The 24,448-nt window shown below is 39.2% G+C and carries 26 protein-coding genes, 1 other RNA gene and 2 riboswitches; of the genes, 18 read left to right on the top strand and 9 right to left on the bottom strand.

What is annotated here, in order from left to right:
- The first annotated feature begins 12 nt into the window (after window positions 1–12).
- Complete coding sequence (locus tag WKH56_RS17970; RefSeq protein WP_243494583.1) at window positions 13–1,413, top strand: aldehyde dehydrogenase; 1,401 nt, start codon at window positions 13–15, stop codon at window positions 1,411–1,413.
- 27 nt (window positions 1,414–1,440) lie between these two features.
- On the opposite strand, the gene tenA is transcribed toward WKH56_RS17970, so the two are convergent.
- On the bottom strand, window positions 1,441–2,130 hold the full coding sequence (tenA, locus tag WKH56_RS17965) for a thiaminase II (RefSeq protein ID WP_243494584.1): 690 nt from the start codon (window positions 2,128–2,130) through the stop codon (window positions 1,441–1,443).
- A 95-nt stretch (window positions 2,131–2,225) separates the two neighbouring features.
- A riboswitch (TPP riboswitch) is annotated at window positions 2,226–2,324 on the bottom strand.
- Window positions 2,325–2,550: 226 nt separating this feature from the next.
- Between tenA and WKH56_RS17960 the strand changes: the two genes are divergently transcribed.
- The 3 genes from WKH56_RS17960 to WKH56_RS17950 all read left to right on the top strand — a co-directional run bounded on the left by WKH56_RS17960 (window position 2,551) and on the right by WKH56_RS17950 (window position 5,292).
- Entirely contained in the window at window positions 2,551–3,297 is a 747-nt protein-coding gene (locus tag WKH56_RS17960; protein ID WP_168760687.1) for a TspO/MBR family protein, read from the top strand.
- Window positions 3,298–3,598: 301 nt separating this feature from the next.
- The gene (locus WKH56_RS17955; protein WP_013056847.1) at window positions 3,599–3,781 is read left to right on the top strand and encodes a hypothetical protein; all 183 of its coding nucleotides are present in this window, start codon (window positions 3,599–3,601) and stop codon (window positions 3,779–3,781) included.
- Window positions 3,782–3,957: 176 nt separating this feature from the next.
- Window positions 3,958–5,292, top strand: coding sequence for a sodium-dependent transporter (locus WKH56_RS17950; RefSeq protein ID WP_028413519.1), 1,335 nt, complete (start codon window positions 3,958–3,960; stop codon window positions 5,290–5,292).
- A 29-nt stretch (window positions 5,293–5,321) separates the two neighbouring features.
- Here WKH56_RS17950 and WKH56_RS17945 read toward each other — a convergent pair whose 3' ends face one another.
- On the bottom strand, window positions 5,322–5,897 hold the full coding sequence (locus WKH56_RS17945; RefSeq protein WP_063248089.1) for a cell wall hydrolase: 576 nt from the start codon (window positions 5,895–5,897) through the stop codon (window positions 5,322–5,324).
- Between the two features lie 250 nt (window positions 5,898–6,147).
- Between WKH56_RS17945 and WKH56_RS17940 the strand changes: the two genes are divergently transcribed.
- From WKH56_RS17940 to WKH56_RS17920, 5 genes are all read left to right on the top strand, one after another.
- Complete coding sequence (locus tag WKH56_RS17940; RefSeq protein ID WP_063248088.1) at window positions 6,148–7,179, top strand: LacI family DNA-binding transcriptional regulator; 1,032 nt, start codon at window positions 6,148–6,150, stop codon at window positions 7,177–7,179.
- A gap of 89 nt (window positions 7,180–7,268) precedes the next feature.
- Window positions 7,269–7,994 carry a ThuA domain-containing protein gene (locus WKH56_RS17935; RefSeq protein ID WP_028413517.1) on the top strand — a complete coding sequence of 242 codons (726 nt, stop codon included), beginning with the start codon at window positions 7,269–7,271 and terminating at the stop codon, window positions 7,992–7,994.
- A 32-nt stretch (window positions 7,995–8,026) separates the two neighbouring features.
- Window positions 8,027–9,052 carry a Gfo/Idh/MocA family protein gene (locus tag WKH56_RS17930; RefSeq protein ID WP_033578851.1) on the top strand — a complete coding sequence of 342 codons (1,026 nt, stop codon included), beginning with the start codon at window positions 8,027–8,029 and terminating at the stop codon, window positions 9,050–9,052.
- 12 nt (window positions 9,053–9,064) lie between these two features.
- A complete protein-coding gene (locus tag WKH56_RS17925) occupies window positions 9,065–10,069 on the top strand; it encodes a Gfo/Idh/MocA family protein (RefSeq protein ID WP_033578852.1) in 1,005 nt (334 codons plus the stop codon).
- 1 nt (window position 10,070) lies between these two features.
- Window positions 10,071–11,039, top strand: coding sequence for a sugar phosphate isomerase/epimerase family protein (locus WKH56_RS17920; RefSeq protein ID WP_342836123.1), 969 nt, complete (start codon window positions 10,071–10,073; stop codon window positions 11,037–11,039).
- 67 nt (window positions 11,040–11,106) lie between these two features.
- Here the strand turns inward: WKH56_RS17920 and WKH56_RS17915 are convergent, their stop codons facing one another.
- Window positions 11,107–11,715, bottom strand: a complete 609-nt coding sequence (locus WKH56_RS17915; RefSeq protein ID WP_028413513.1) for a DNA-3-methyladenine glycosylase — start codon at window positions 11,713–11,715, stop codon at window positions 11,107–11,109.
- Between the two features lie 457 nt (window positions 11,716–12,172).
- Between WKH56_RS17915 and WKH56_RS17910 the strand changes: the two genes are divergently transcribed.
- Window positions 12,173–13,672, top strand: a complete 1,500-nt coding sequence (locus tag WKH56_RS17910; RefSeq protein WP_168760688.1) for a UDP-N-acetylmuramoyl-L-alanyl-D-glutamate--2,6-diaminopimelate ligase — start codon at window positions 12,173–12,175, stop codon at window positions 13,670–13,672.
- 97 nt (window positions 13,673–13,769) lie between these two features.
- On the opposite strand, the gene WKH56_RS17905 is transcribed toward WKH56_RS17910, so the two are convergent.
- Entirely contained in the window at window positions 13,770–14,276 is a 507-nt protein-coding gene (locus WKH56_RS17905) for a hypothetical protein (RefSeq protein WP_013082979.1), read from the bottom strand.
- 173 nt (window positions 14,277–14,449) lie between these two features.
- Between WKH56_RS17905 and WKH56_RS17900 the strand changes: the two genes are divergently transcribed.
- The 5 genes from WKH56_RS17900 (at window position 14,450) to thiE (ending at window position 18,911) form a co-directional block, all read left to right on the top strand.
- Complete coding sequence (locus tag WKH56_RS17900) at window positions 14,450–14,911, top strand: GNAT family N-acetyltransferase (protein ID WP_223546665.1); 462 nt, start codon at window positions 14,450–14,452, stop codon at window positions 14,909–14,911.
- Window positions 14,912–15,172: 261 nt separating this feature from the next.
- Window positions 15,173–15,772 carry a TetR/AcrR family transcriptional regulator gene (locus tag WKH56_RS17895; RefSeq protein WP_028413510.1) on the top strand — a complete coding sequence of 200 codons (600 nt, stop codon included), beginning with the start codon at window positions 15,173–15,175 and terminating at the stop codon, window positions 15,770–15,772.
- 96 nt (window positions 15,773–15,868) lie between these two features.
- On the top strand, window positions 15,869–17,086 hold the full coding sequence (locus WKH56_RS17890; protein ID WP_048021147.1) for an MFS transporter: 1,218 nt from the start codon (window positions 15,869–15,871) through the stop codon (window positions 17,084–17,086).
- A 176-nt stretch (window positions 17,087–17,262) separates the two neighbouring features.
- Window positions 17,263–17,371, top strand: a riboswitch (TPP riboswitch).
- 75 nt (window positions 17,372–17,446) lie between these two features.
- Entirely contained in the window at window positions 17,447–18,253 is an 807-nt protein-coding gene (gene thiM / locus WKH56_RS17885) for a hydroxyethylthiazole kinase (RefSeq protein WP_048021146.1), read from the top strand.
- A gap of 13 nt (window positions 18,254–18,266) precedes the next feature.
- On the top strand, window positions 18,267–18,911 hold the full coding sequence (thiE, locus tag WKH56_RS17880; RefSeq protein ID WP_168760689.1) for a thiamine phosphate synthase: 645 nt from the start codon (window positions 18,267–18,269) through the stop codon (window positions 18,909–18,911).
- Window positions 18,912–18,938: 27 nt separating this feature from the next.
- Here thiE and WKH56_RS17875 read toward each other — a convergent pair whose 3' ends face one another.
- The 3 genes from WKH56_RS17875 to WKH56_RS17865 form a co-directional block, all read right to left on the bottom strand.
- Window positions 18,939–19,367, bottom strand: coding sequence for a pyridoxamine 5'-phosphate oxidase family protein (locus WKH56_RS17875; protein ID WP_013082985.1), 429 nt, complete (start codon window positions 19,365–19,367; stop codon window positions 18,939–18,941).
- Between the two features lie 147 nt (window positions 19,368–19,514).
- Window positions 19,515–19,692: non-coding RNA, 6S RNA (ssrS, locus tag WKH56_RS17870), on the bottom strand.
- A 109-nt stretch (window positions 19,693–19,801) separates the two neighbouring features.
- Entirely contained in the window at window positions 19,802–20,422 is a 621-nt protein-coding gene (locus tag WKH56_RS17865) for a hypothetical protein (protein ID WP_034265740.1), read from the bottom strand.
- A gap of 158 nt (window positions 20,423–20,580) precedes the next feature.
- Between WKH56_RS17865 and WKH56_RS17860 the strand changes: the two genes are divergently transcribed.
- Window positions 20,581–21,033 (top strand): helix-turn-helix transcriptional regulator, encoded by a 453-nt coding sequence (locus WKH56_RS17860; protein ID WP_033578859.1) that lies wholly within the window; start codon window positions 20,581–20,583, stop codon window positions 21,031–21,033.
- A 27-nt stretch (window positions 21,034–21,060) separates the two neighbouring features.
- On the opposite strand, the gene WKH56_RS17855 is transcribed toward WKH56_RS17860, so the two are convergent.
- Entirely contained in the window at window positions 21,061–22,251 is a 1,191-nt protein-coding gene (locus WKH56_RS17855) for an anti-sigma factor (RefSeq protein ID WP_168760690.1), read from the bottom strand.
- Window positions 22,248–22,742 carry an RNA polymerase sigma factor gene (locus WKH56_RS17850; RefSeq protein ID WP_013056868.1) on the bottom strand — a complete coding sequence of 165 codons (495 nt, stop codon included), beginning with the start codon at window positions 22,740–22,742 and terminating at the stop codon, window positions 22,248–22,250. The genes WKH56_RS17855 and WKH56_RS17850 overlap by 4 nt, the downstream gene beginning before the upstream one ends.
- A gap of 421 nt (window positions 22,743–23,163) precedes the next feature.
- On the opposite strand from WKH56_RS17850, the gene WKH56_RS17845 reads away from it, so the two are divergent.
- Together WKH56_RS17845 and WKH56_RS17840 are read left to right on the top strand one after the other, a co-directional pair.
- Entirely contained in the window at window positions 23,164–23,394 is a 231-nt protein-coding gene (locus WKH56_RS17845) for a YkvS family protein (protein ID WP_013056869.1), read from the top strand.
- Window positions 23,395–23,550: 156 nt separating this feature from the next.
- A complete protein-coding gene (locus WKH56_RS17840; RefSeq protein ID WP_014460283.1) occupies window positions 23,551–24,441 on the top strand; it encodes an ATP-binding protein in 891 nt (296 codons plus the stop codon).
- Window positions 24,442–24,448 lie beyond the last annotated feature (7 nt).

Below are 24,448 nucleotides of genomic sequence, written 5' to 3'. Positions count from 1 at the left end.
GAGATGAAAGAGATGAACCACGAGCAATTCTATATCACAGATGAAACGGTCATTGAACATATTGTCTCTACACAAAAGCAGTATTTCTATGCACAAAAGACAAAGAGCATCAGCAGCCGCATTCAAGCGCTGAATAAGCTCAGAGACGCAGTCAAACAAAACGAGCAGAGAATTATGGATGCTTTAAAACAAGACTTGAATAAATCTGAAGTAGAGGCGTACACGTCGGAAATTGGGATTTTACTAGAGGAAATTCGGTTTACGCTTAAGCATTTAGCAAAATGGATGAAGCCTAAAAAAGTAAAAACCGCTTTAACACACGTGGGCTCTAAAGGGAAAATTGTGCCTGAACCGTATGGAGTCGCGTTAATTATTGCTCCGTGGAACTATCCGTTTCAATTAGCGCTGTCTCCTTTAGTAGGAGCGATTGCCGCTGGAAACACGGCGATTATAAAGCCTTCTGAATTAACGCCTAGCGTATCTCGGGTTATACAAGAATTACTAGCTGAGGCTTTTGATCCCGCATTTGTGACGGTGATTGAAGGCGCTGTAGACACGACGAGCATGCTTTTAAAACAGCCCCTCGATTATATTTTCTTTACGGGAAGTGTAAATGTAGGGAAAATTATTATGCAAGAAGCAGGGAAGCAGCTTATTCCCGTCACGCTGGAGTTAGGAGGAAAAAGTCCGTGCATTGTACATGAAGATGCAAACCTAGATCTTGCAGCGAAGCGAATTATGTTTGGCAAAGGAATGAATGCAGGCCAAACGTGCGTTGCTCCCGATTATTTGCTCGTGCATAAAAAGGTAAAAGCGCAGCTAGTGGAGAAACTTCGCGAAGCGATTTATCAATTTTACGGTAGTAATCCGCTTGAAAGCGAGCGCTACGGCCGTATTGTCAGTGAGCGCCATTTTATTCGGCTAGTTGAGTTTTTAAAAGACGGAAACGCTATAGTTGGAGGCGGGTATAATAAAAGTACGCTCACAATAGAACCTACGGTGTTAAGTGAAGTAAGCTGGACATCAGACGTTATGCAAGAAGAGATTTTTGGGCCTATTCTTCCTATGATTGAATACGAAACGCTAGACGAAGTTATTCATAAAGTTCAAGAAAAAGCTAAGCCGTTAGCTCTTTACTTGTTTACGGAAAGTGCAAATGTACAAAATGTCATAACGGAGCGTCTTTCATTTGGAGGAGGCTGTATAAATGATACGCTTATGCATATCGCTACGCCATATTTACCCTTTGGCGGAGTTGGAGAAAGCGGTACGGGTCAATATCATGGAAAAGACAGCTTTCAGACATTTTCTCATTTTAAAAGCATGCTGGCTCAAACAACGAAGTTTGATTTGTCATTCCGCTATCCTTCAGAGAAACAAAACTTGAAAATGATTAAAAAATTATTGAAATAAAAAGCCTCCTGATAGGAGGCTTTTTCGTTATTTTGAAAGTGAAAGCTGAGAAAGCGGCCATTTTTCTTGTGTATACGCCATTTCCCAAAATAAATACTCCAGCTCACAGCTTTTGATAAAGTGATCTTTCATACGATTACGTTCTTCTTCAGTCGCTTGTTCGGCGAGTTCATCAAGCTTGCTACAAAACCATTGTGTTGTGCCATTCATTTCTTCATTATTATAAAACTGAATCCATTCATAAAAAGGATGAGAAGGAGATGGATTTACTTGTTCCGTAATGCGCTGGCCAATTTCAACGTACGTCCACGGACATGGAAGAAGCACGGCAATGATTTCCGCTAAGCTGCCTGTATGCGCAACGCTTGTCATATGGTTAATGTAGTGGCTGGCCGTTGGTGAAAGAGCCTCAGTGTGGAGGTCTTCATAGCGTACGCCTGCTACGTCACAAAAATTATTATGAGGGTGTACTTCACTATGTAATACCGTAGAAATGCCGGCATTAAAGGCTTCCATTTCGGTACGCGTGCGGCATTTTGTTAAAGCAGCGCCGTAAATGCGGACAAATGCTGTTAAGTATTCGTAGTCTTGAGAAACGTAGTGAATAAGCGCTTCTTTTGGCACGTCTCCTTCAGCAATTCCTTTAATAAAAGGGTGGTTAAAAATGGCTTCGTAAATATAGTTTGCTTCTTGTCTTAATTGAGATGAAAATGACATCAAAATCCTCCTTTAATATGAGAAAGTCACAAACAAGCACATAAAGGAAATAAAAAACACTCCGTTTATAAACGGAGTGGCAAAGGACAGTACAAAACTGAACATTGCCACTTTCCTACGCTGGTATGAGCCAGATCAGGTTCAAAGGGATCAAGAAAACTTGTCTCAGCCAGTCGGCACCCCTAGTGGACTTCCTATTAGTCTATGTTTAACTTACCATATATTCTGAAAAATAGAAAGCGTTATGGAAAATTGTTCCCTAACGGTTTTTATCTCTTAAAGAGGTAGCTTTTTGAAGCTATTTTTAATCATTTTTGTTTAAAAATGCATATTTTTAGGGAAGAAGAGGTATTAATGAAGGGAAGAGCCGTTTTCGTCTCCGAAACATTCCCATATAAATAGAAGAAAGGAGAGAACAAAATGGCAAAATTTCGTTTGTATGCTGTATTAAATACAGTAGGCTTGGCTATTACACTTCTTGTGAATTATTTAGCAAATGCGATTCCAATAGGAGGCAAAACAACGGCAGAGGCTTCTGCGCAAGTTCCTACGTTGTTTACACCAGCCGGTTATGCCTTTGCTATCTGGGGCGTTATTTATTTGTTATTAACCATTTGGGTTATACGCCAATTTTTTGCAAGAGAAGATCAAAAAGAAATATATGCACGTATAGGCATTTGGTTTTTTCTAAACTGTTTGTTAAATAGTGCGTGGATCTTTATTTTCCAAAACGATTACTATAAGTTATCCCTTTTAGTTATGCTCTTTATTTTAGGCACATTAATGATTGTATATTCCATTATTCAGCATTCTCGGATGACGACATGGTTTATGCGTCTGCCGATTTCGCTTTATCTTGGATGGATTTCTGTTGCGACTATTGTTAATGTATTTGTCGTATTTCAAGCAAATGGAATACAGCACTTGCTTGGCCTAAATGAATTAGCATGGACGATTATTATGCTGCTGGTAGGGGCTGCGCTGGGCATTATGTTTACATTAAAAAACCGAGACGCTGTTTATCCGCTTGTTTTTATTTGGGCTTATATTGCCATTGCGGTGAAACAAAGTGGAAATCAGCCAATTGTCATTACTGTTATCATCTCGATTGTTTTATTAGCAATTGTTATTATTGTGGGACTGATTAAACGCTATAGACGTTTTTAAAAAGAAGCTCTAGCTTTTGTAAGCTAGAGCTTTTTATGATGCTCTTTTGATTGTAAAAAAGCAGCTGTAAAAGCAATTAAGCTAATTAAAATACCAAAAGGAACAACAATTGGTACGAATGATAAAATAAATGTCATAAGCGTAACCTCCATGTTGCATCGGTGCATAATGAAAAATTCAACTTTTTAAATTGAAGTTCCGCTATTATAGTATGCTAGGCTTTATGTTTGGAGCCTATATGTTTAGAAATAAACGAAAAAGGCAACATACGTTACATATAGTTTATATAGGAGGAGTTAAAATGGAAACATATTTAGTGGCTTACACAGATAAAGACGATATGGAATATAAACAAGTGACGTGCGAGAGTTATGAAGATGCAGAGCGTACGGTTCTTCGTTTAGAGAGAGAAGGGCATATGCATATTGAAGAAATATCAAATCAAGAAGCCTACCGTGGAGACGAATCATCGTACAGAGAATAGTTTTTGAATAGAAACATCAAACTCAAAATGAAGAGGCAGCTGCTTCTTCATTTTTTCTATTCTATATAGATATCGTTTTATAGAAAAAAGTAAAACGGGAATGATTTTCTTCTGCATTTATGGTACAGTACTAATCAGGTGAGTTTTGAGTTTAGAAGAGGAGAGAGTAACATTATATGAGTAAAGGAAATCAGTGGTCTTCACGCCTCGGTTTTATTTTAGCATCTGCTGGGGCAGCAATTGGTCTAGGAGCGATATGGAAATTTCCATACGTAACCGGAACCAGTGGCGGTGGAGCATTTTTTGCGTTGTTTATTTTATTTACAATTTTTATTGGATTGCCGCTTCTGTTGGCAGAATTTATCATTGGAAGACATACGGGAAAAGAAGCGATTAGTGCTTATAAAGCAATTGCTCCAAAGTCCGCTTGGGTATGGATTGGCAGGCTGGGAGTACTCAGCTGTGTCGTTTTGCTTTCCTTTTACAGCGTCGTTGGCGGCTGGGTGATTTTATATACGATTATGAGCGTAACCGGTATGCTAAGCGGAAAAGAGTACGGTCCGTTGTTCAATGCCGTCATTAGCCAACCTTATGTGGTATTAGGTGCACAGGCGCTGTTTTTATTAATTACAGTGTTTGTTATTTCAAAAGGCGTACAAAAAGGCATAGAGCGTGCTAATAAATACATGATGCCGCTGTTATTTATCTGTTTTATCATTATCGTGGTTCGCTCTTTAACATTAGACGGAGCTATGGACGGAGTAAAGTTCTTTTTAAAACCGGATTTTTCAGCCATTACAGGGTCATCTGTTCTCTACGCGCTCGGTCAGTCGTTTTTCTCGCTTTGCGTGGGATTATCCTGCATGGTGACATATAGCTCTTATTTAGGGAAAAAAGTAAGCTTGACGCGTTCAGCGGGCACCATTGCTATTTTGAACTTGTTTGTTTCGCTGCTTGCAGGCTTGGCTATTTTTCCAGCTGTTTTTTCATTCGGATTAAAGCCAACCGAAGGACCTGGACTTTTGTTTGTGGTCTTGCCAACAGTATTTGAGAAAATGCCGTTTGGCACCGTCTTTTTAGCACTGTTTTTAATTTTATTTCTATTTGCTACGCTTACGTCTGCTTTTTCACTGCTGGAAATTATCGTAGCTGCTTTAACTAAAGACGATCAGACAAAACGAACTCGCTACGCTTCTTTAGCAGGGATTCTTGTGTTTGTAGTAGGTATCCCGTCAGCGCTTTCGTTTGGTGTACTAAAACATGTCTCACTTTTTGGCAGAAGTATATTTGACGTAGCTGACTTTTTTGTGAGCAATTTAATGCTGCCTCTTGGAAGTTTAGCCATTGCGATTTTTGTGACATTTAAAATGAAAAAAGAAGCCGTGTATGAAGAGTTTATTTCAGGAAGTACAAAAGGCGCTAAATTATTCAACGCATGGTTCTTTCTAGTTAAATACGTATTACCTATTATTATTATAGCTGTTCTATTAAGCTTACTTGTTGCATATTAAAAAAAGCACTCATCTGAGTGCTTTTTTGTTTATTTTGCAAAAACGTGATTTCCGATTGTAATCGTAACCTGTTTTTGACGAAGCCATTGATCGCTTGTTTTATCTGGGTTAAAGAAGAATAACGAACCTTTTCCTTGACCTCTAAACGCTAGTGCTTCATTTACAGCTTTTTTTGCTTCAGCATCCGCTGCTTTATTAATTTCACCGTTTTGTACAGGTGTAAACTGTGTACCTTGATAAATGACATCATGAATAGAGTTTGGGAAAGAATCGCTATCCACGCGGTTTAAAACGACTGTTGCTACAGCCACTTTGCCAGCGTAAGGTTCACCTTTTGCTTCAGCTTGTACAAGGCGAGCTAACAATTCTTTATCGCTTTCGCTAATAGAGTTAGGGATTTTTAATGTTTCATTTGCATTAATAGAGTCGGTAGATTTGTGATTCGCTTCTTTTAACTGTTTAACCGTAACGCCGTATTCAGCGCCAATCTTGTAAAGAGTCTCTCCGGCTTTTACGCGATGGGTTGTTTCAGCGGCATTTGCCCCGTGACTCATGCCGAACATAGGAACGGCTAGTGCTCCAATAATTGCTAGTTTCTTAAACATAAAGTAAGTACCTCCTGAAATCCTTTTGAACGCCCCTTTTATCACGGATCGGTGCGTGCTGTGCACCGAACTTTATATGTACGTTTCAAAGATTAACAGGTGTCAATACATCTTGTCACTGCTTAAAACATACCAATCTAGGAAGATATTATAATAGTTAACAGATAATTTGAAAAATACGTTGACTGATAATAAAGGAGTGAATTATAATGAACGAGTAAATAGTTAACCGTTTAACTGGAGAGATTTTATGGGAGAAAAGATAACGATTCGTGATGTAGCAAAGCATGCAGGGGTGTCTGCAGCTTCAGTATCTTACGTCTTGAACGGAATTAACAAAGTATCCGATGAAACAAAAGAGCGAATTTTAACAGCGGTAAAAGAATTAAACTACGAACCAAATTTAACCGCCGTTAGTCTTTCGAAACAAAAGTCAAATATGATTGGCGTGATGTTCCCGCTTACAGATGATTCACTTTCTACTATATTTAAAGATAACCATTATTACAGTGAAATGATTAGTGGAATTGAATATGTAATCCGTAAGCATGGTTATGATCTAGTCATATCTGGAGTGAGTAGCCCAGCTGATTGCCTAAAATGGATTCGAACGAGAAATATTGATGGTCTTCTGTTTTTAGGAGCCTTCCCGCATCGATTGTATGAGAAAATGAAAGCGTTATCGAATCCGATTGTGCTAGTTGATACATACGAAAGGTACGAACGTGATTATCATCATATTTCTGTAGACGATGAGTATGGAGGATATCTCGCTACAACACATTTAGTGAGTTTGGGGCATAAAGAAATTGCCTTTGTTGCTCATCACCTCGTCAATAGTCCAGTGGATAAAAAGAGGTATATAGGCTACGAGAAAGCATTAAAAGAAGCGGGCATTACACCATCAAAGACGTTTGTTTTTGAAGTGAACGAAAGCTCATTTGATAACGGTTACAATTTAGGAAACAAGCTGTTGCAAGATCATAAGGATATTCGGGCGGTTTTTGCATCTTCTGATACGCTGGCGCTTGGAATTATGAAAGCACTGCAAGAAAAGGGGAAAAGAATTCCGCAGGACTATTCAATCGTAGGGTTTGACGACATCACGTTTAGCAGCTATGCATCTCCAAGTCTAACAACCATTCGTCAAGATGTATTTAACAAAGGAGTCGTCGCCGCGACGTCTGTTATTCAAGCAATCGAACGCCGTTTCAGCACGCTGCAGCATGTAAAATTATCGGTTGAACTTGTTATTCGAGATTCGACTGCTAAGCGCGAGTGAACCACAGTAAGTTAACCGGTTAACCAAAGTTTAGCATTGATAAAAAAAGGGGATATAAGTTAGCATTCACAAAAAAAGGGGATATGAAAATGATTAATGTTACAGTATGGAACGAAAATCGTCATGAACAGAAAAATCCGGTTGTAAGAGAAATTTACTCTGAAGGCATTCACGGTGCCATCGCTTCTTTCTTAGAAGAAGGAGGATTTCGTACGCACACAGCAACATTAGACGAAGTAGAACACGGGTTGACTGAAGAAGTATTAAATCAAACGGATGTTTTAGTATGGTGGGGTCACTTAGCGCATGACGAAGTAAAAGATGACATCGTTGAGAAAGTAAAGCAGCGCGTGCTAGACGGTATGGGGCTTATTGTCTTACACTCGGGTCACTTTTCCAAGATCTTTAAAACGTTAATGGGCACAAGCTGCGACTTAAAATGGCGTGAAGCAGATGAAAAAGAGCGCTTGTGGGTAGTAGAACCGAGCCATCCGATTGTGGAAGGTATTGGTGAATTTATCGAGCTTGAGCGTGAAGAAATGTACGGAGAGCACTTTGATATTCCAGCACCCGATGAACTGATTTTCACGAGCTGGTTTGAAGGCGGAGAAATTTTCAGAAGCGGCTGCACGTACAAACGCGGAAACGGAAAAGTATTTTATTTCAGACCTGGACATGAAACATATCCAACATACCATAACAAAGACATTCAGCGTGTCATTATGAATGCTATTAAATGGGCGAAGCCAGCAGAGAGAAAACGTCCTGTTTACGGCAATGCGCAACCGCTTGAATCAATCGCTGTTAAAAACTAATGAATAATGCTTAAGCAAAGGGGATAGGAAAGATGGCAAAAGTAAAAATTGGCGTTATTGGGTGCGGAAGCATTGCGCAACACCGTCACTTACCAGAATATAAGATGAATGAACAAGTAGAATTAGTAGCCGTTTGCGATATAAACACAGAACGTGCAAACAGCGTAGCACAGCAGTACGGTGTAAAAGCGTACACAAACTATGAAGAACTTTTAGCAAGCGGTACAGTGGAAGCAGTGAGCGTATGTACGCCCAATTATCTTCATGCGCCTATTTCGGTTGCAGCGTTAAACAGCGGAGTTCATGTTCTGTGTGAAAAGCCGATGGCAACATCAGAAGAAGAAGCGAAAGCGATGATTGAAGCAGCAAAAACAAACGGTAAAAAACTAATGATCGGACATAATCAGCGCTTTGTAGCTTCTCATCAAAAAGCTCGTGAACTTATTGAAAAAGGGGAAATCGGTAAAATTTATAGTTTCCGTACGGCTTTTGGCCACGGTGGTCCTGAAGGCTGGAGCGTGGACGGAAAAGAAAGCTGGTTCTTCAAAAAAGACGAAGCGTTTATTGGTGCTATGGGGGATTTAGGCGTTCATAAAACCGATATGCTCCGCTACATATTAAATGAAGAAATTGTAGAAGTCGGTGCATTCGTGGAAAGCAATGCAAAAGACTTTGCAAATGTAGACGACAATGCTGTGTGCGTATTAAAAACGGAAAGCGGGATTATCGGGACGCTTGCGGCAAGCTGGGCTTACAATGGAAAAGAAGATAACTCCACGATTGTTTACGGCGAGAAAGGGATTCTTCGTTTAGAGGACGATCCGACGTATTCATTAGTTGCACAATATGCAACGGGTGAAGTGGTGAACTATGAATTAGGAAAAATCCAGTCGAACGATGAAGGCGGACAAAGTAATTCTCACGTCATTGAACAATTTGTAGATGCAGTTGCAGAAGATAAAGAATCTCCGGTTCCTGGTGAAGAAGGATTAAAATCACTTGCTGTTATTTTAGCAGCTTTAAAATCAAGTCAAACGAAACAAATTACGCGCGTGTAAGAGGTGAAAAACGTGAGAATTGGCATAATCGGAGCAGGAGGGATTGCTGTAAGCAGGCATATCCCAGCATTCAAACAACTGGGTGATGAATGTGTGATTTGGGGGCTTAGCGATATTAATAGTGAAAGAGCCACAGAGGTAGCCAATGAACATAATATCCCTCACGTATTTGTTGATTACAAAGATATGTTTAAAGAAGTGGATGCTGTATGTATTTGTACACCGAATAAATTTCACGCCGAGTTTGCAGTAGAAGCGCTAAAAGCAGGCGTTCACGTTCTATGTGAAAAGCCGATGGCGATGTCTAAAGAGCAAGGTGAAGAAATGCTTGCTGCTGCTAGAGAATCAGGTAAGCAGTTAGCGATTGCGTATCACTACCGATTCATGAAAGAAGCGCAGGCTGCGAAAAAAATGATGACAGAGGTAGGGCGTCCATTAGTTGCACGTGTCAGAGCAATGCGTCGCCGTAAGGTTCCCGGTTGGGGAGTATTTACGAACAAAGATCTTCAAGGAGGAGGCAGCTTAATTGATTACGGCTGCCATTTGCTTGATTTAACGCTTTGGCTAATGGGAAACCCAAAGCATACTGAAGTACTGGGAAGTACATATAATGACCTGAGTAAAACGCCTAACCAATTAAATCAATGGGGAGCATTTGATCATGAAACATTCGGTGTGGATGATCATGTAACGGCCTATATTAAATTTGAAAATGGAGCTTCGCTTCTTTTAGAAACTTCTTGGGCTGCTAATATCGAAGATGATGAAGAGCACGTAAGCATATCAGGGGTAGAGGGCGGTTTAAGCGTGTTTCCGTTTGAACTATACACGTCCAAAAACGGTATGCTCATGAACAGTACTTCACCTTGGATAGATGGAGAAGATGATTACAGCTTAAGTCAGGCTAAAAATTTCGTTGAAGCGTGTAAAGGAAATGCTGAATTAGTAGTAAAGCCACAAGAAGCGCTTCAAGTCTCAGCTATTATTGATGAAATATATCGCACAGGGGGAAATTAAAATGAAACTTGGAGTATTCACGGTCTTATTTGCGGATCTTTCTTTTGAAGAGATGTTAGATAAAGTAAAATCAGCAGGTCTTCATACTGTTGAAATCGGAACGGGAGGCTATCCGGGAAACAGCCATTGTCCGCTAGATGAGCTGCTTGAAGATGAAGAAAAAAGAAAAGCATATATGAAGCAGATAAAAGACCGCGGACTTACAATCAGCGCATTTAGCTGCCACGGCAATCCTATTTCACCTGAGGCAAGTTTTGCAAAAGAATCTGACGAAACGCTTCGCAAGACCATCCAACTAGCATCATTAGTAGATGTTCCAGTGGTTAACTGCTTTTCTGGAACAGCAGGAGATCACGAAGAAGCGAAGTACCCAAACTGGCCTGTTACTCCTTGGCCTAACGAGTATGGAGACGTATTGAATTGGCAGTGGGAAAATAAGCTTGTTCCTTATTGGAAAGAAATTGGAGAACTAGCGGAGGAGCATAACGTAAAAATTGGTTTAGAACTTCACGGTGGATTTTTAGTTCATACTCCGTATACGCTCCTAAAGCTTCGCGAAAAAACAAGTCCAGCGATTGGCGCTAACCTTGATCCAAGTCATTTATGGTGGCAAGGAATTGATCCGGTAGGAGCTATTAAAATTTTAGCAAAAGAAAATGCGATTCATCATTTCCATGCAAAGGATACGTACTTGGACCAGGATAATATTAACATGTATGGACTGACGGATATGCAGCCATACGGAGAAGTCCAAACGCGTGCATGGACGTTTAGATCCGTAGGATGCGGACATGATGTAAAAGAGTGGTCTGATATGATGAGTGCCCTTCGCACATACGGATACGATTATGTAGTCAGCATTGAGCATGAAGATCCAATCATGTCGATTGAAGAAGGATTTAAACGCGCGGTTACAAACTTACAAAGTGTATTAATTGAAGAAACTCCCTCACAAATGTGGTGGGCGTAAGTAAAAAGAAGCATCTCTAAAAAGAGGTGCTTCTTTTATTTTCGTTGATAAATTATTTGCCTTTTGTTCACCTGAATTTCGATACAAACGGGTGATTGGTAACCCAAAAGCGCCAAGGGTAATCCTTCGCTTCACCAGAATTATCAATGCCAACGCGAGGTCCGGCGGAAATCGCTGAAGGAGTGAAGCCACGAGCAATATAAAGAGGAGGGGTGGTTAAATCATGACCGTACAAATCCATTGAAACCCCTAGTGCTTTTGTTAGTTTCCCAGGACCGTTTGTCCAATTTATTTCATTTTCCATCCCTCGACGTCTAGTTTTCATCAAATCTTTTCCGCTAAATGGCTCAATAGCTCGAATGAGGACGCCTTCTGGACAATCGATGTCGCTGCTTACAACATTGAGTAAACAATGTGTATGCATTGTATGCGTATAGGCATGACCAGGAGGACCGAACATTACCTCTGTTCTTTTTGTGCGCCGGTTATTAAAGCTATGAGCTGCTCGGTCGAAAGGCCCTTTATAAGCCTCTGTTTCCACAATAAAACCAGATGCAGCTCCTTCTGCCGTTTCGTGAACAAGAAGACATCCTAACAGCGACTGGGCTAGTTCAAGCGTAGGCTGTTGATAAAACGAAAGAGGAAGTGGTTCAATCGCTAAAAGAGAACGCGTCATTTGCTGTAGTCCATCCTTTCAAAGCAAAGTCATTCACGCTGTTATTGCGCATCTTTTATTATGATGTTTTCTTTTTTATTTTGCAAAGGGAGGGACTGATTCATACAGCAGTCTTTCTTACCCACGTTCAAGTATTTATCATGATTCAACTTACTCTATGAAATTATTTTAAAGAAGGGTTTCGTTTTGCACGTGTAGGGGGAATATTTTACTACAATACTTTGCTTTTGTTGCTGGTATGATATACACAGTTCATCCATATTTTACATGCTTTTAGTTTTTAAAAATAGTGATCCGTCTTTTCTTTATTTTCGTTCTACACATGAAAGCAAAATAAAAAGATTGAATTGTAGAAAGCTCTTTATAAATGGAGATAAAGAAAAAATATCCTTCAAAGAGTATTTAAGGGATTTTAGAACATATTAAAAATAAAATTTATACACTGTGAGGAATAGCTATGAACATCCACTTTGATACATTAACGAATTTATCAATTAAACATATTTTTGGGCCTGCATCTCAAACAATCACCCATCTCACATATCATTCAAAACAAGTTCACGACGGATCCGTATTTTTTAGTATAAAAGGTGAAAATGAAGATGGACATCAATATATTAAAGAAGCTATAGCTAGAGGAGCCGTAGCAGTCTTTGGGACAAGCATCGAGGAGCTTCGTCTTTTGAGCACTCAGTATTCTCACTGTACGTTTTTAGCTGTTGACGACGTTCGCAAAGTAATGGCGTCTTTTTCTAAAATGTATTTTGATTATACGGATGAAAAAATTGAGACAATTGGCGTTACAGGTACAAATGGCAAAACAACCGTAGCAGCTTACGTAAGGTCGCTTTTAACTCTTTTAAAATTGCCAACAGGATCGATTGGAACGACCGGCATTTGGTCATCAAAGCAGAAGTTAGTTTATAAAAAGAGTACGCCTACAACACCTGAGTCGGTAGACTTGCATAAAATTTTTTATGATTTGTATACAAGAGGTGATGAAGCGGCAGTGATGGAAGTATCTTCGATTGCGATTGATCAGCAGCGAGTAGAAAATATTTATTTTGATGTAGCCATTCATACAAACTTATCGGAAGAACATTTAGAGTATCATAAAACGTTTGAGCACTATAAAAAATGTAAGATGAAATTATTTCAACAGGCCAAACATGCCGTTATTAATATAGATGATCAGGACATGGGCAAAGACTTAAGCAGGGTATTTGAAGGACCTAAAGTCACGTATAGTTTATTAAATAACAAGGAGGCAACTCTGCAAGCAACAAACATCACCGTCAAAGAAGGAGGCTCTTTCTTTGATTTACTTTATAAAGGACAGTCATACAAAGTAGCAGTGCCTGTATATGGTGATTACAACATTGCTAACGTGCTAGCGGCCATTGGTACAGCTGTTCACTTTGAATACCACATTGAAGATATTATTAGCGTACTTCCTCAATTGGAAAGTCCAGAAGGGCGATTTCAGGTGATAGAAGGTCCTAATAACCAAAAAGTGATTTTAGACTATGCCCATACGCCCGTTGCCCTTACGCGTTTGGTAGAAGAAGTAAAAAAGATGGAGTATAACCAGCTGATTGTCATGATTGCAGGGATCGGCATTCGAGATTTTAATAAAATGCCTAAAATGGCGCGTACCATTGAAGGAAAAGCTGATGAAATTATCGTAACGGTTGATCACCCAGGTTATCATGATCCCAACGTAATTGTAGATCAAGTGATGACAGGTTTTTCGAATCCGAGCGCAAGTAATATTCACCGCGCCCCTACTCGAACAGAAGGAGTATTAAAGTCGCTTTCTTTGGGAAAGGCGAATGATATTATTTTACTTACAAGCGGCTGTATTAACGGCGCTCAGCTTGTAAAAGGAAACGGAATTCCGCATTCAGATGAAGACATTATTGCCTCTTATTATGCATCGTTAAGCAATATTTCCTGATATTCTTCTTCATTTATTGAACGAACGTGGAGAAATTGAAACATCATACGAAAGAAGGTCTCTTACTGTTTTTAGAGACCTTCTTTTTGCATCAAAACTATAGGCTGTTTTCGCGCTGTGTTTTTGGTTCTTCAATTTTTACATCATGTTCTTTAGCCAGCTTTTTAATAGCTGCATTGTAATCGCGTATACCTTTTCGTGCTTCATCAAGCATAGCGTTTGCCTCAGCAATAAGGTTGCGGTCCTGCTTTTCCAAAGCACTGACAATTTTAATAAAAGCATTATACTGGGTATTGGCAGCCTTTATATAGCCTTCATGAACCTTTCGAAGATCGTCGGTTTCTACATCGATGTTTTCCAGTTCGTCAACAAATTTACGATAGGTAGGAATGACTTCACTCGTCATCGTATCGTACATAACAGCGTCACTTGTGTAGTTAGCGCCTGTAACGGAATCGTATGCGTCAATCGCCTCTTTTTCAAGCTGAGCGGCTTTCTTTAAATCTTGATTGTTATAATCGATTAAATCATCTTGAACAGGATCACTAAAGCAGGCGGATAATAAAAACAAAAGAGGGACAAGACAAAATAAAACTTTCTTCAACGAATTTCACCTCCGTTTAACAATGTATGAAACATCTGCTTGGCAAAGTCTGTTTTAATAACTGGAGAAAAAGAAGGGAGTGTATAAAAGGATTTTTAAAGGTCGACAGTGAATGTATTCATAAGTCGGTTTGTAGTTGACCACCCTTTAGTAGCAGGAAGGAAGAGAAGATGATTAAAATAAAAAGAGACCACTTAACGAACAATGAAGTTATTGAGCTAGTAAGTTCTCACCTTCAAGGAATGAACTTACATTCCCCCCCTGAAAGTATTCATGCTCTAGATATTGAAAGTTTAAAACAACGTCATATTACGTTTTGGAGCGTGTGGGAAGGAAGTCAGCTAGCAGGGTGCGGAGCTGTAAAAGAGTTAGATGAGCACCACGGAGAAATTAAATCGATGCGAACAGCTACCGCTCATTTACGGAAAGGAATTGCTAGAGAGCTGCTGCAGTACATAATAAATGAAGCGCAAAAACGAGGGTACCGACGCTTAAGCTTAGAAACAGGATCCGCACCCGCTTTTGAACCGGCTAGAAAGCTATACGCCAGTTTTGGATTTTACGAGTGCGAACCGTTTTCTACCTACAAAGAAGATCCATACAGTGTGTTTATGACAAAGAAATTGAATGAGTAAAAGACAGGAAAGAAGGCGCAGATGATTTGTTTATTTGTATGCAAACTGTGCGGGCAAGCAGCGGTCATTTATCCTGTTAGCAAGTAAGCTTTTTAGGCAAAGCCTTTTTAGGAGGCTTTGTTTTGGTAATGATTCATATAAAAAGGTATAAACTAGGTTTTCTCACTAGACAAAAAGGTTTTTCCTATGTAGTATAGGTGTCAGATAATACAAAACGAATGTTCAGTATAAATAATAAATGTACGGGGCGGTGGAAATAGCTTGAATAAAAAAAAGCTTCAAAGTGAACAAACCAAAAGAAAAGTGGCAGATGCCGCTAAAGCATTGTTTTCTCAAAAAGGCTATAAAGCTACATCTATTGAAGAAATTGTAGAAGCTACGGGAAGCAGTAAAGGGAATATTTATTATCACTTTAAAAGTAAAGAAGGGCTTTTTCTTTATTTAATAGACGAATGGGATCTTGAGTGGGAACGAAACTGGAAAGAAAGAGAGTCTCTTTACAAAACAACAAGAGATAAGCTTTTTGGAATAGCGGAGCAAATCATTTTAGATGATTTGAATCATCCTCTTACGAAAGCTGCCGATGAGTTTTTTAACAACGAGGAAAAGGGCAGCGACATCGAAGAGCGAATTGATGAGATGGTGAAACGACACGTGGAGTTTAACCGGGAACTTTTGCAACAGGGCATCGATGAAGGCGAGTTTTCTCATAAAAATGCAGAGCAGCTTGCAGTAATTTTAGAAGGGCTGTTTGTTGGAATGAGCCGCATGTCTCGAAAAACGAGTACGGAAAATGCCCTGCAGCTTTACCATTCAGCAATCGATGTATTTTTAAACGGAATTATAGCAAGGTCTTCTTAAATAAGCGGGGATGCTTATTGTGGCAATGAGTAATCCCTCATTATTTTGTATTTTTATAGACCGAACGTTCAGTATTTTTGTAATCAGGAGGTTTATATGTCATTATTGTTAAGAAATCGAGCGGCGATTTTGCTGCTCATGCTAAATATTTTTATTATCTTTACGGGAATCGGTCTCGTTATTCCAATTATGCCAACCTATATGACGGAGCTTCATATCAACGGCAGCGTGATGGGGCTTTTAGTAGCGGTGTTTTCACTAACTCAATTTCTGTTTTCGCCTTTAGCGGGGCGATTATCCGATTCGTTAGGGAGAAAGAAAATTATTGTAGCGGGAATGATTGTTTTTGCCCTGTCTGAATGGTTCTTTGGTTCAGTGAGTACACCTCTTTTATTATTTGTATCCAGAATGCTAGGTGGGGTCGGGGCCGCGCTTATTATGCCTGCTGTTATGGCCTATACAGCGGACGTGACGTCTGCTAAAGAACGCGCTAAAGGAATGGGCTATGTGACGGCAGCGATTACAACAGGATTTATTATCGGGCCCGGTATTGGAGGCTTTTTAGCTGAATACGGCATGCGCGTGCCGTTTTACATGGCCGCAGTAGCAGGAGGCTTGGCTGCAGTGATTACGCTTTTTGTTTTGCCGGAGTCTCGTCCTGTACAAGATCATGCTGTTTCAAACAATGAGAATCCAAAAGAAGATCGGCTGCTACTGCAGCTTATGAATTCCTACAAAGAACCTTATTTTTTAAGTTTAATTATCGTTTTTGTGACATCGTTTGGATTATCCAATTATGAAACGATCTTTTCACTATTTGTTGATCATAAATTTAGCTTTACGCCAAAAGATATTGCGTTTGTTATTACGTTTGGCTCTATTGCAGGGGCTGTTGTGCAGGTTACGATTTTTGGCTGGATTTTAAATAAGTTCGGTGAAAAAAGAGTCATTTCGTTTTGCTTGATGATGACGGGACTTTTTATTTTACTTACGCTATTTGTGCACACGTACTGGCTTATTATTGTTGTAACATTTATCGTCTTTTTAGCAACAGATATTTTACGTCCGGCAATAAGCACGCAAATGTCGATGATGGCACAAGACGACCAAGGGTATGTAGCCGGACTAAATTCTGCTTATACAAGTCTTGGGAATATTATTGGACCCGTTGTCGCAGGCTTTCTCTTTGATATAAACGTTAATTATCCGTACGTATCAGCTGCACTTGTACTGCTGCTTTGTTTTCTTTTATCTTTAAGAGCAGGGAAGGACCGAAAAACAGCTGTGAGAAATCAAGCGATTCAAGAGAAATAATAGAATTTTTAGGAGATAGAAGACCTCCAGTAGTTTACTGGAGGTCTTTTAATGATGCTTTTAGTAAAGCTGTAAGATTTACAACACCACTCAGCCTATAACGAAGCTTTATTTTATGGGCAAAACAGTGAAATGGTTGCAAATAAAAAAAGTTAATAGTAAACTTTAAACGTAGTAATAAATAGTATGGGAGCTTGCGCGGGGCAGGCTGAGAGTACAGGGGCGCCTGTTGACCATTTGAACCTGTTGGATAATGCCAGCGCAGGGAATGTGAGTACATACCAAAGCACTTTGCGCATGCAAGGTGCTTTTTTGTCTTTTTTTTGCAGTGTTAAAACTAAATGAAAAGAGTGAGAGAACATGGATATTAGTAAAATTTCAGCTCAATTAGAAAAAGTAAGAGATACAAGTCCGCTTGTTCATAATATTACGAATGTTGTGGTAACCAATTTTACAGCAAATGGACTGCTTGCCATAGGAGCGTCACCTGTTATGGCTTATGCGAAGGAAGAAGTGGCTGATATGGCTCGAATCGCCGGAGCGCTTGTCTTAAATATGGGTACACTGACGGCTCAAGAAGTAGAAGCGATGAGAATAGCAGGAAAATCAGCAAATGAAAACGGCGTGCCGGTTATTTTCGATCCTGTAGGAGCCGGAGCGACACCGTTTCGTACAGAAGTGGCACGTCAGCTTGTAGAAGAATTAAATATTGCCGTTATTCGCGGTAACGCTGCTGAAGTTGCGAATGTAGTAGGCGAGTCATGGCTCATTAAAGGCGTTGATTCATTAGAAGGGCAAGGAGACGTCATTGAACTTGCTGAGAAAGCAGCGAACAAATTAGATACAGTGATTGTTATTACGGGGAAACAAGATGTGATCACCGATGGAAACACAACGTATACAGTAGACAACGGTCACCCGTTATTTACGAAGGTGACGGGTACTGGATGTCTGCTGACATCAATTATAGGAGCTTTCGCGGCTGTAGAAAAAGAATATGTCGAGGCAAGTGTTGCTGCTTTAAGTTTTTACGGAGTGGCAGGTGAAATCGCCGCAGCGAAAAAAGGTGAAGAAGGGCCGGGGAGCTTTCAAATTGAGCTGTTAAATCAGCTTCATCTTTTATCTGGACAGGATATTGAATCATATGCAAGAGTACATCAACGTTAAAAGGAGCGGGAAAATGACAAACGAAGAAATTAAAAAGCTGCTGAAAGTTTATTTTATAATGGGCAGCAATAACTGTAAAAAAGATCCGAAAGAAGTATTAAAAGAAGCAATTGAAGGCGGCGTTACCGTGTTTCAATTTCGTGAAAAAGGCGAGGGTGCCTTAACAGGAGAAGCGAAATATCAGCTGGCGAAAGAACTTCAGCAAATTTGTCAGCAGCACAGCGTTCCTTTTGTTGTGAATGATGATCTTGACTTAGCGATCCGCTTACAAGCAGATGGCGTTCATATTGGACAAGAAGATGAAAAAGCTCATATTGTTCGAGAAAAAATAGGAAAAGGAATTGTGGGCGTCTCTGTTCATAATTTACAAGAGCTGCAGCAAGCGATAAAAGACGGGGCGGATTATGTAGGAATGGGACCTGTTTTTCCTACTTCTACAAAAAAAGACGCAAAAGCAGTGCAAGGTACAAAATTAATTGAAGAAGTGCGAAACCAGAATATTGACTTTCCAATTGTAGGAATCGGTGGCATCACGCCTGAAAATGCCAAACAAGTAGTAGAAGCAGGTGCAGATGGTGTTTCTATTATTACCGCGATTAGCTTAGCAGCGTCTCCAAAAGAAAAAGCAGCTCAATTGAAAGAAGCGGTAGGAAAATAAAAAAAGCGCACAGTGTGCGCTTTTTTATTATAGCTGAACGGTTTGAGGAGTTTCTTCGCCTTCATTCATAAAGCGAATTTCGTTTGGTGTAATTTCCAGAACAACATACTCAGGGTCATTTGGACCGTCAAACCATTCTTTCATGTGATCGTTCCATATACGTCCTTTTAATTGATCACCGGTACGAAGAACAGCTGTCCCGGATAATTCTAAGTATTGATCGCCATATCCTTCGCCGCTGTAGCCCAATAGTACGTGCACGTTCGGATTGGCTTCGATTTCTTCTGCCTTATGTGTATTGATATTTGTTGGTGTGTAAAGAGCGATACCATCTTCATCGCTGAAAAATGTCATATAGCGAGAGTGGGGTTTGTTGTTTACAACTGTGGCTAATGTTCCTACACGATTTCCTTCTAATACTTCATTTACTTTTTTAGCAATTTTTTGTTCATTCATTTTATCCATCTCCTTTATTACTTTTTATGTTCCTCAATCGAAGATAAATAAAACATACATGTCTAAAAAAAATATAAGTTAACAATAAAATAATTATGTAAACTAATAAATAAAAAAATAAAAAAAGCTAGCTACAGCTAACTAAAAAATAAGCCCGCACTGCCGTAACCCTAAGTGTCTTAAATACCCAGATCTACTAGGTGGGTGCCCTCATAGCCGGGTTTAGCGTCCCAAGAAGGGCGTGCTATCTGCAGCTAAATTTTGAGCTCCCTTTTAACACTCAAAGGTTTAAGACAACATGAGTATACGCACAGCGCAGGTATGTATAACAAATGTAAATAAAATGCCGATATATAAATGTTTTCTAATTAATCAACTTTCATCGTACAAGAAATGATTATAACGGAATAATGAATGGAACGCAAGACTTTTATTTAAAGTTTTTCTTCTCTAACATCTTGGCGGTTATGCCGTAACAAAATAAAAAAAGGGCCCGCAACTGGAATGAAACATAAGAGAAGGTAAGGCCGGGATGCTATCTTTTCTTTTGTCATAACGGAATAAGAAAGCCACGTTAAAACAAAAAAATCAGCGGTCATCACGCTAACAAGCTGTGACTGCATAAAAGCATCTTCATAAGCTCTTATTGAACCTATGGATAGTCCGTATACGTAACCAGCAATCGTGAGTGCTAAGCATAGTCCAATCCATAGACGAGAAGAAATGATGGCAATGAAACGTGAAGGAATACGCGAACGTGTTCGAACTTTTTGTCCTTTCCAATGATAATAGAACAAAAGAGAAAAAGCTCCAAGCGCAAATGATAGGAGAGAAAATGGCCATCCAGGCAGTTTGTACGTATCTTTTTTACAAATCATTACCATGAATAATACTGGGAAAAGCCCTAGAAAAGAGAATACCATGACTACGAGCGGATCTACCTGTTGAAAATTTCCTGTGACAAGGTTTTTAAACAGCATATCATCAGCGGCGCTTGCTCCCGGAGCTAGCAGAAAGGCGTATAGTACAAGCATAGTCCATACAATGATGTACATTACATATTCTCAACTCCTTTTAATTGTTTTAGTATACAAAAACCATTTCAGTATATTTCCCCGTTTTGTGATGAAGGGAAACGCTTGAAACTCTTCTTTAATTAGGTGTAATATTACACTAAAGACATGTGCGTGTATAGAAAGAAAGGGCTGTAAAAATGGATAAACAAGAAGTCATTAAATCCGTATCGGATAAAATACGATTAATTCGTTTAGAAAGAAACTATTCACAAGACAGAATGGCTGAAGTTATTGGTATTTCAAAAAAAACATTGGTTCAAATTGAAAAAGGGCGCACGGAAGCAGGGTGGACGACCACTGTTGCAGTATGCGGTTTGTTTCGTGACAGTGAAATCCTTCAATCGGTTTTAGGAGACGTCCCCTTAGAAGTAGTAGAAATCATTGCTCATAACGGCGTATCTTCTCCAAAAGATAAAACGCTCGGAGGAAGAGTATGGTGGAAAGAGATTCAAAAAGAAGGTTCTTTTCGTCTGCAGCAAAATATGATTAGTCAGCACTATCGTATTTTAGATGACCAAGACTATCGATGGTTTAGTTCATTTGATAAAAGCGAAGCTGTAGAAAGGTTTGAAGAATTAACGAAGAAATAAAAACAAGCACTTGTTTTCAAGTGCTTGTTACTGATTCATTAACGTGCCGGATGAAGGGCGGTTGAACCAATTCCATAGCTCTACATCTCCAAGTGACGCGTAGGTGATAGACGGATCATTTTTTAATTTCAGCAGCTTTTTGGTAGGTCCTGTAATCACAACGCCGTACACACCGACCCCATGTTTCTTTACATAAGAATATCGCTGCTTTAGCAACAAATCGGAATGGTCTAGCTGACGAACTTTTTGGACTGTTTCTTCATTATCGGCTAATAGTTTCATCATATTTAAAACGTTCGACTTGCTAGTAGAGTGCGTTTGATTTCCTTTGTGCTCGTAAGGCAAGTCTAAAAACTCTGGAAAGCCAAATGTTGATGTTAAGTCAATTAATGGCTCATCTTTTGTGCTTGTTTTTTGTTCGTTCCCTGTATTAAGCGCGTACCAAGAGGTAGAAAAATCACGGCTGTCGATGGCATTCATTTTTTGCTGAACTTCTTTTAGCGAATACGTATTATCAAAAGAAATAGCCACTTCGCTTACCGTTCCTTTTGGTAGGTTTTCTAATGCATTCCATGTTTCATTCGTCCATTCCTTATACTCTTTTGCATGTAGCTTTAGTTTTTTTTGATCAGGATAGACAAAGGAAAGGTTAAGGTCGTATTTACCGCCGGAAAATTCTTTTTCTACACCGCTCGTTTTATTAAACAGCTGATGAAATGTAAACGTCCCAATGGCCTGCTCTTCACGTCCAATTTGCTTATAAGCTTCCATTTGCGACTGCATTCGGAAAAAGGACTGTGTATCAGAAGTGGTTTCACGTATATGAACGTTCGGAAAAGCAGATTCGATAGCTGCTTGATTGACGCTGTTTATGTATTCGGTTTTTGATTGATGATAATATACAATGGATAAAAAGCTGCCAATCATCCATAGCAGAACGACAGAGCTAATGACAGTTGTCACATTTGAAAGGCGCTGCTTCCATTTGGCCATATAAATGGACTTTTTCACTTTTTTATTATCCAACATCGTATCGTCATTTAGTGAAGTAGTTGATGGAGTTGGCGATAACGGTTCATCTTCAGTTAGCAAGTGCTCTAAATGAGCTGAGCATGCTTCACAATTTTCCGTATGTTGTTCAAGTGTTTCTGCTTCTTTGTCTGTCAAAGTGCCGTTTTTATATTTTTCCCATTGATGCTTCATATCCTGACAGCTCATCCGTCCTCTTCCTTTCTTTTTTTCAATTGTTGACGACCACGATACAAGTCCATTTTCACTTTTGACAGAGTAAAGCCAGTCATTTCTGCAATCTCTTCATATGTGAAGCCATGATAATCTCGTAACAGTACAATATTCTGCTTAGCCGGAGGCAAAGCAGATACATCAGAAAGCCAGCCGTCGATTTCACTTTGAATCATCACTTGTTCTTCAGCACTTGGCTGAGGAGTAAAGTGCCATTCTTCTATTTCGACAGTAGGGCGTTTTTTTTCTTTTCGATACCAGTCAATAAAGGCGTGATAAGCAATTTTGAACAGCCAAGGCTTTACTTCCTCGCCTTTATACGTTTCTAAGTGTAAAAGTGCCCGGTAAAAGGTCTCCTGCATTAAATCTTCCGCTGATTCTTTTCTGCGAGTAAGAGAGAGAAGATAGCGCAGCAAATCATGCATGTGCTGTTTATAAATGTGTTCAAAGTTATGCTGTTGTGCCATTTTCTCCCCCTTTCATTTAATCAACGCAATTTGTGGATAAAAGTTTCGGTTTTTTTATCAAAAATCGTATGTAATAGATAAAAGATGCTTAAAATACGATATATAGCTTATCATACTAAAAAGAAAATCATATGAAATTCGACATAATTCCGTGTAATTTGTCATTTTTTTAAAAAACTAAAGGGTAATTGGTGTTCGAAGGAAACAGAAAATGTTATGATAGAACAAGGATGTGCTCTTACAAAAAACAGCTACATACATAATAAAAAATACAGCGTTTGTTTGCAGAATGAAAATGGACAAACACATGGTGTTTAACCATGGACGTTTGTGGGAAAATAAACTAAGTATTTTCAACAAAAAGTAAATTAAATTGTGTTTTCACTTATAAAAAACACGGTAAATTGGAAAAGGTGGGGTCATGATGGACGTAGAAAATACACAAGGTACAGAAGAACAAGCACCTAAAGTCAAGGCAGCTAAAGTTGGCGATACGATTCAGCCTAAAAAAGGCGACTATAAAGGATTTAAAGGAATTGTTATGGTAGTGCGAGACAATTCGGTTATCGTAGATTTTGGAAAAGATGCTGAAACAGGCGAATCCATGAAAACAGTCGTTAATCATAAAAACTATAAAATCGTAAAAAAGTAGGTGAATAACCTACTTTTTTTTACTGAATATATGTTTAAAGACGGGGATTTTTCTACCGGAAACTTTAGAGAAACGCATAGGTAAAGCAATTCTTTGAGAAGAAGAATGTTTTTTAGTAAACTATAGAAAGTATGTAGAAAGAAAGGATTTTTTGTTATGTCAATTCAATTATCACAATTATCATTACCAAAAGAGGTTCTTTCGCTTTTAGCGAATCGTAAATATGAAAATCTGTCTCATGCTGATCAGCTATTAATCGGAAAAGGGGGCTATACAGCAGAAGAAGCAGATATTTTAGAAGATGCCATTATTGCCTTATCACTAGGGAAAAACGTACTTTTAAAAGGGCCAACAGGTTCAGGTAAAACAAAGCTTGCTGAAACGCTGTCGCATTTATTTTCTCAGCCGATGCATAGCGTTAACTGCTCGGTGGATTTAGATGCAGAAGCGCTGCTTGGCTTTAAAACAATTTCTGAACAAGAAGGGAAAACAGGTATCGAGTTTGTAGAAGGACCTGTTATTCAGGCAATGAAAAAAGGCCATTTATTATATATTGATGAAATTAACATGGCGAAACCTGAAACGCTTCCTATTTTAAACGGGGTACTTGACTACCGGAAAATGATTACAAACCCATTCACTGGAGATGTAGTGCGCGGTCAGCAAACATTCGGCGTAGTAGCGGCTATTAACGAAGGGTATGTTGGGACTGTTCCATTAAACGAAGCGTTAAAAAATCGTTTTGTTGTCATTGAAGTGCCATATATTCAAGGGAGCAGCTTAAAGCAAGTTCTAATGTCTCAGTCTCAGTTAAAAGACGAAAAATTAATTGATAAATTTGTCACGCTCTCTGCAGATTTAATTACTCAAGTTCAAAGCGGCCATGTATCAGAAGAAGCTGCGTCTATTCGTGCGCTTATTGATACGTGTGATTTAGCTCTTTATATGCCGCCTCTTCGCGCGATTAAACGCGGTATTATTGAAAAGCTAGAAGATGAAAGGGAAAAAGCCGCCATTCAAAATATTGCTGAAACATTATTTGAGTAAGGAGTGG

The sequence above is a fragment of the Priestia sp. SB1 genome, assembly GCF_038898415.1.
This window is presented reverse-complemented; position numbering and strand designations above follow the sequence as displayed.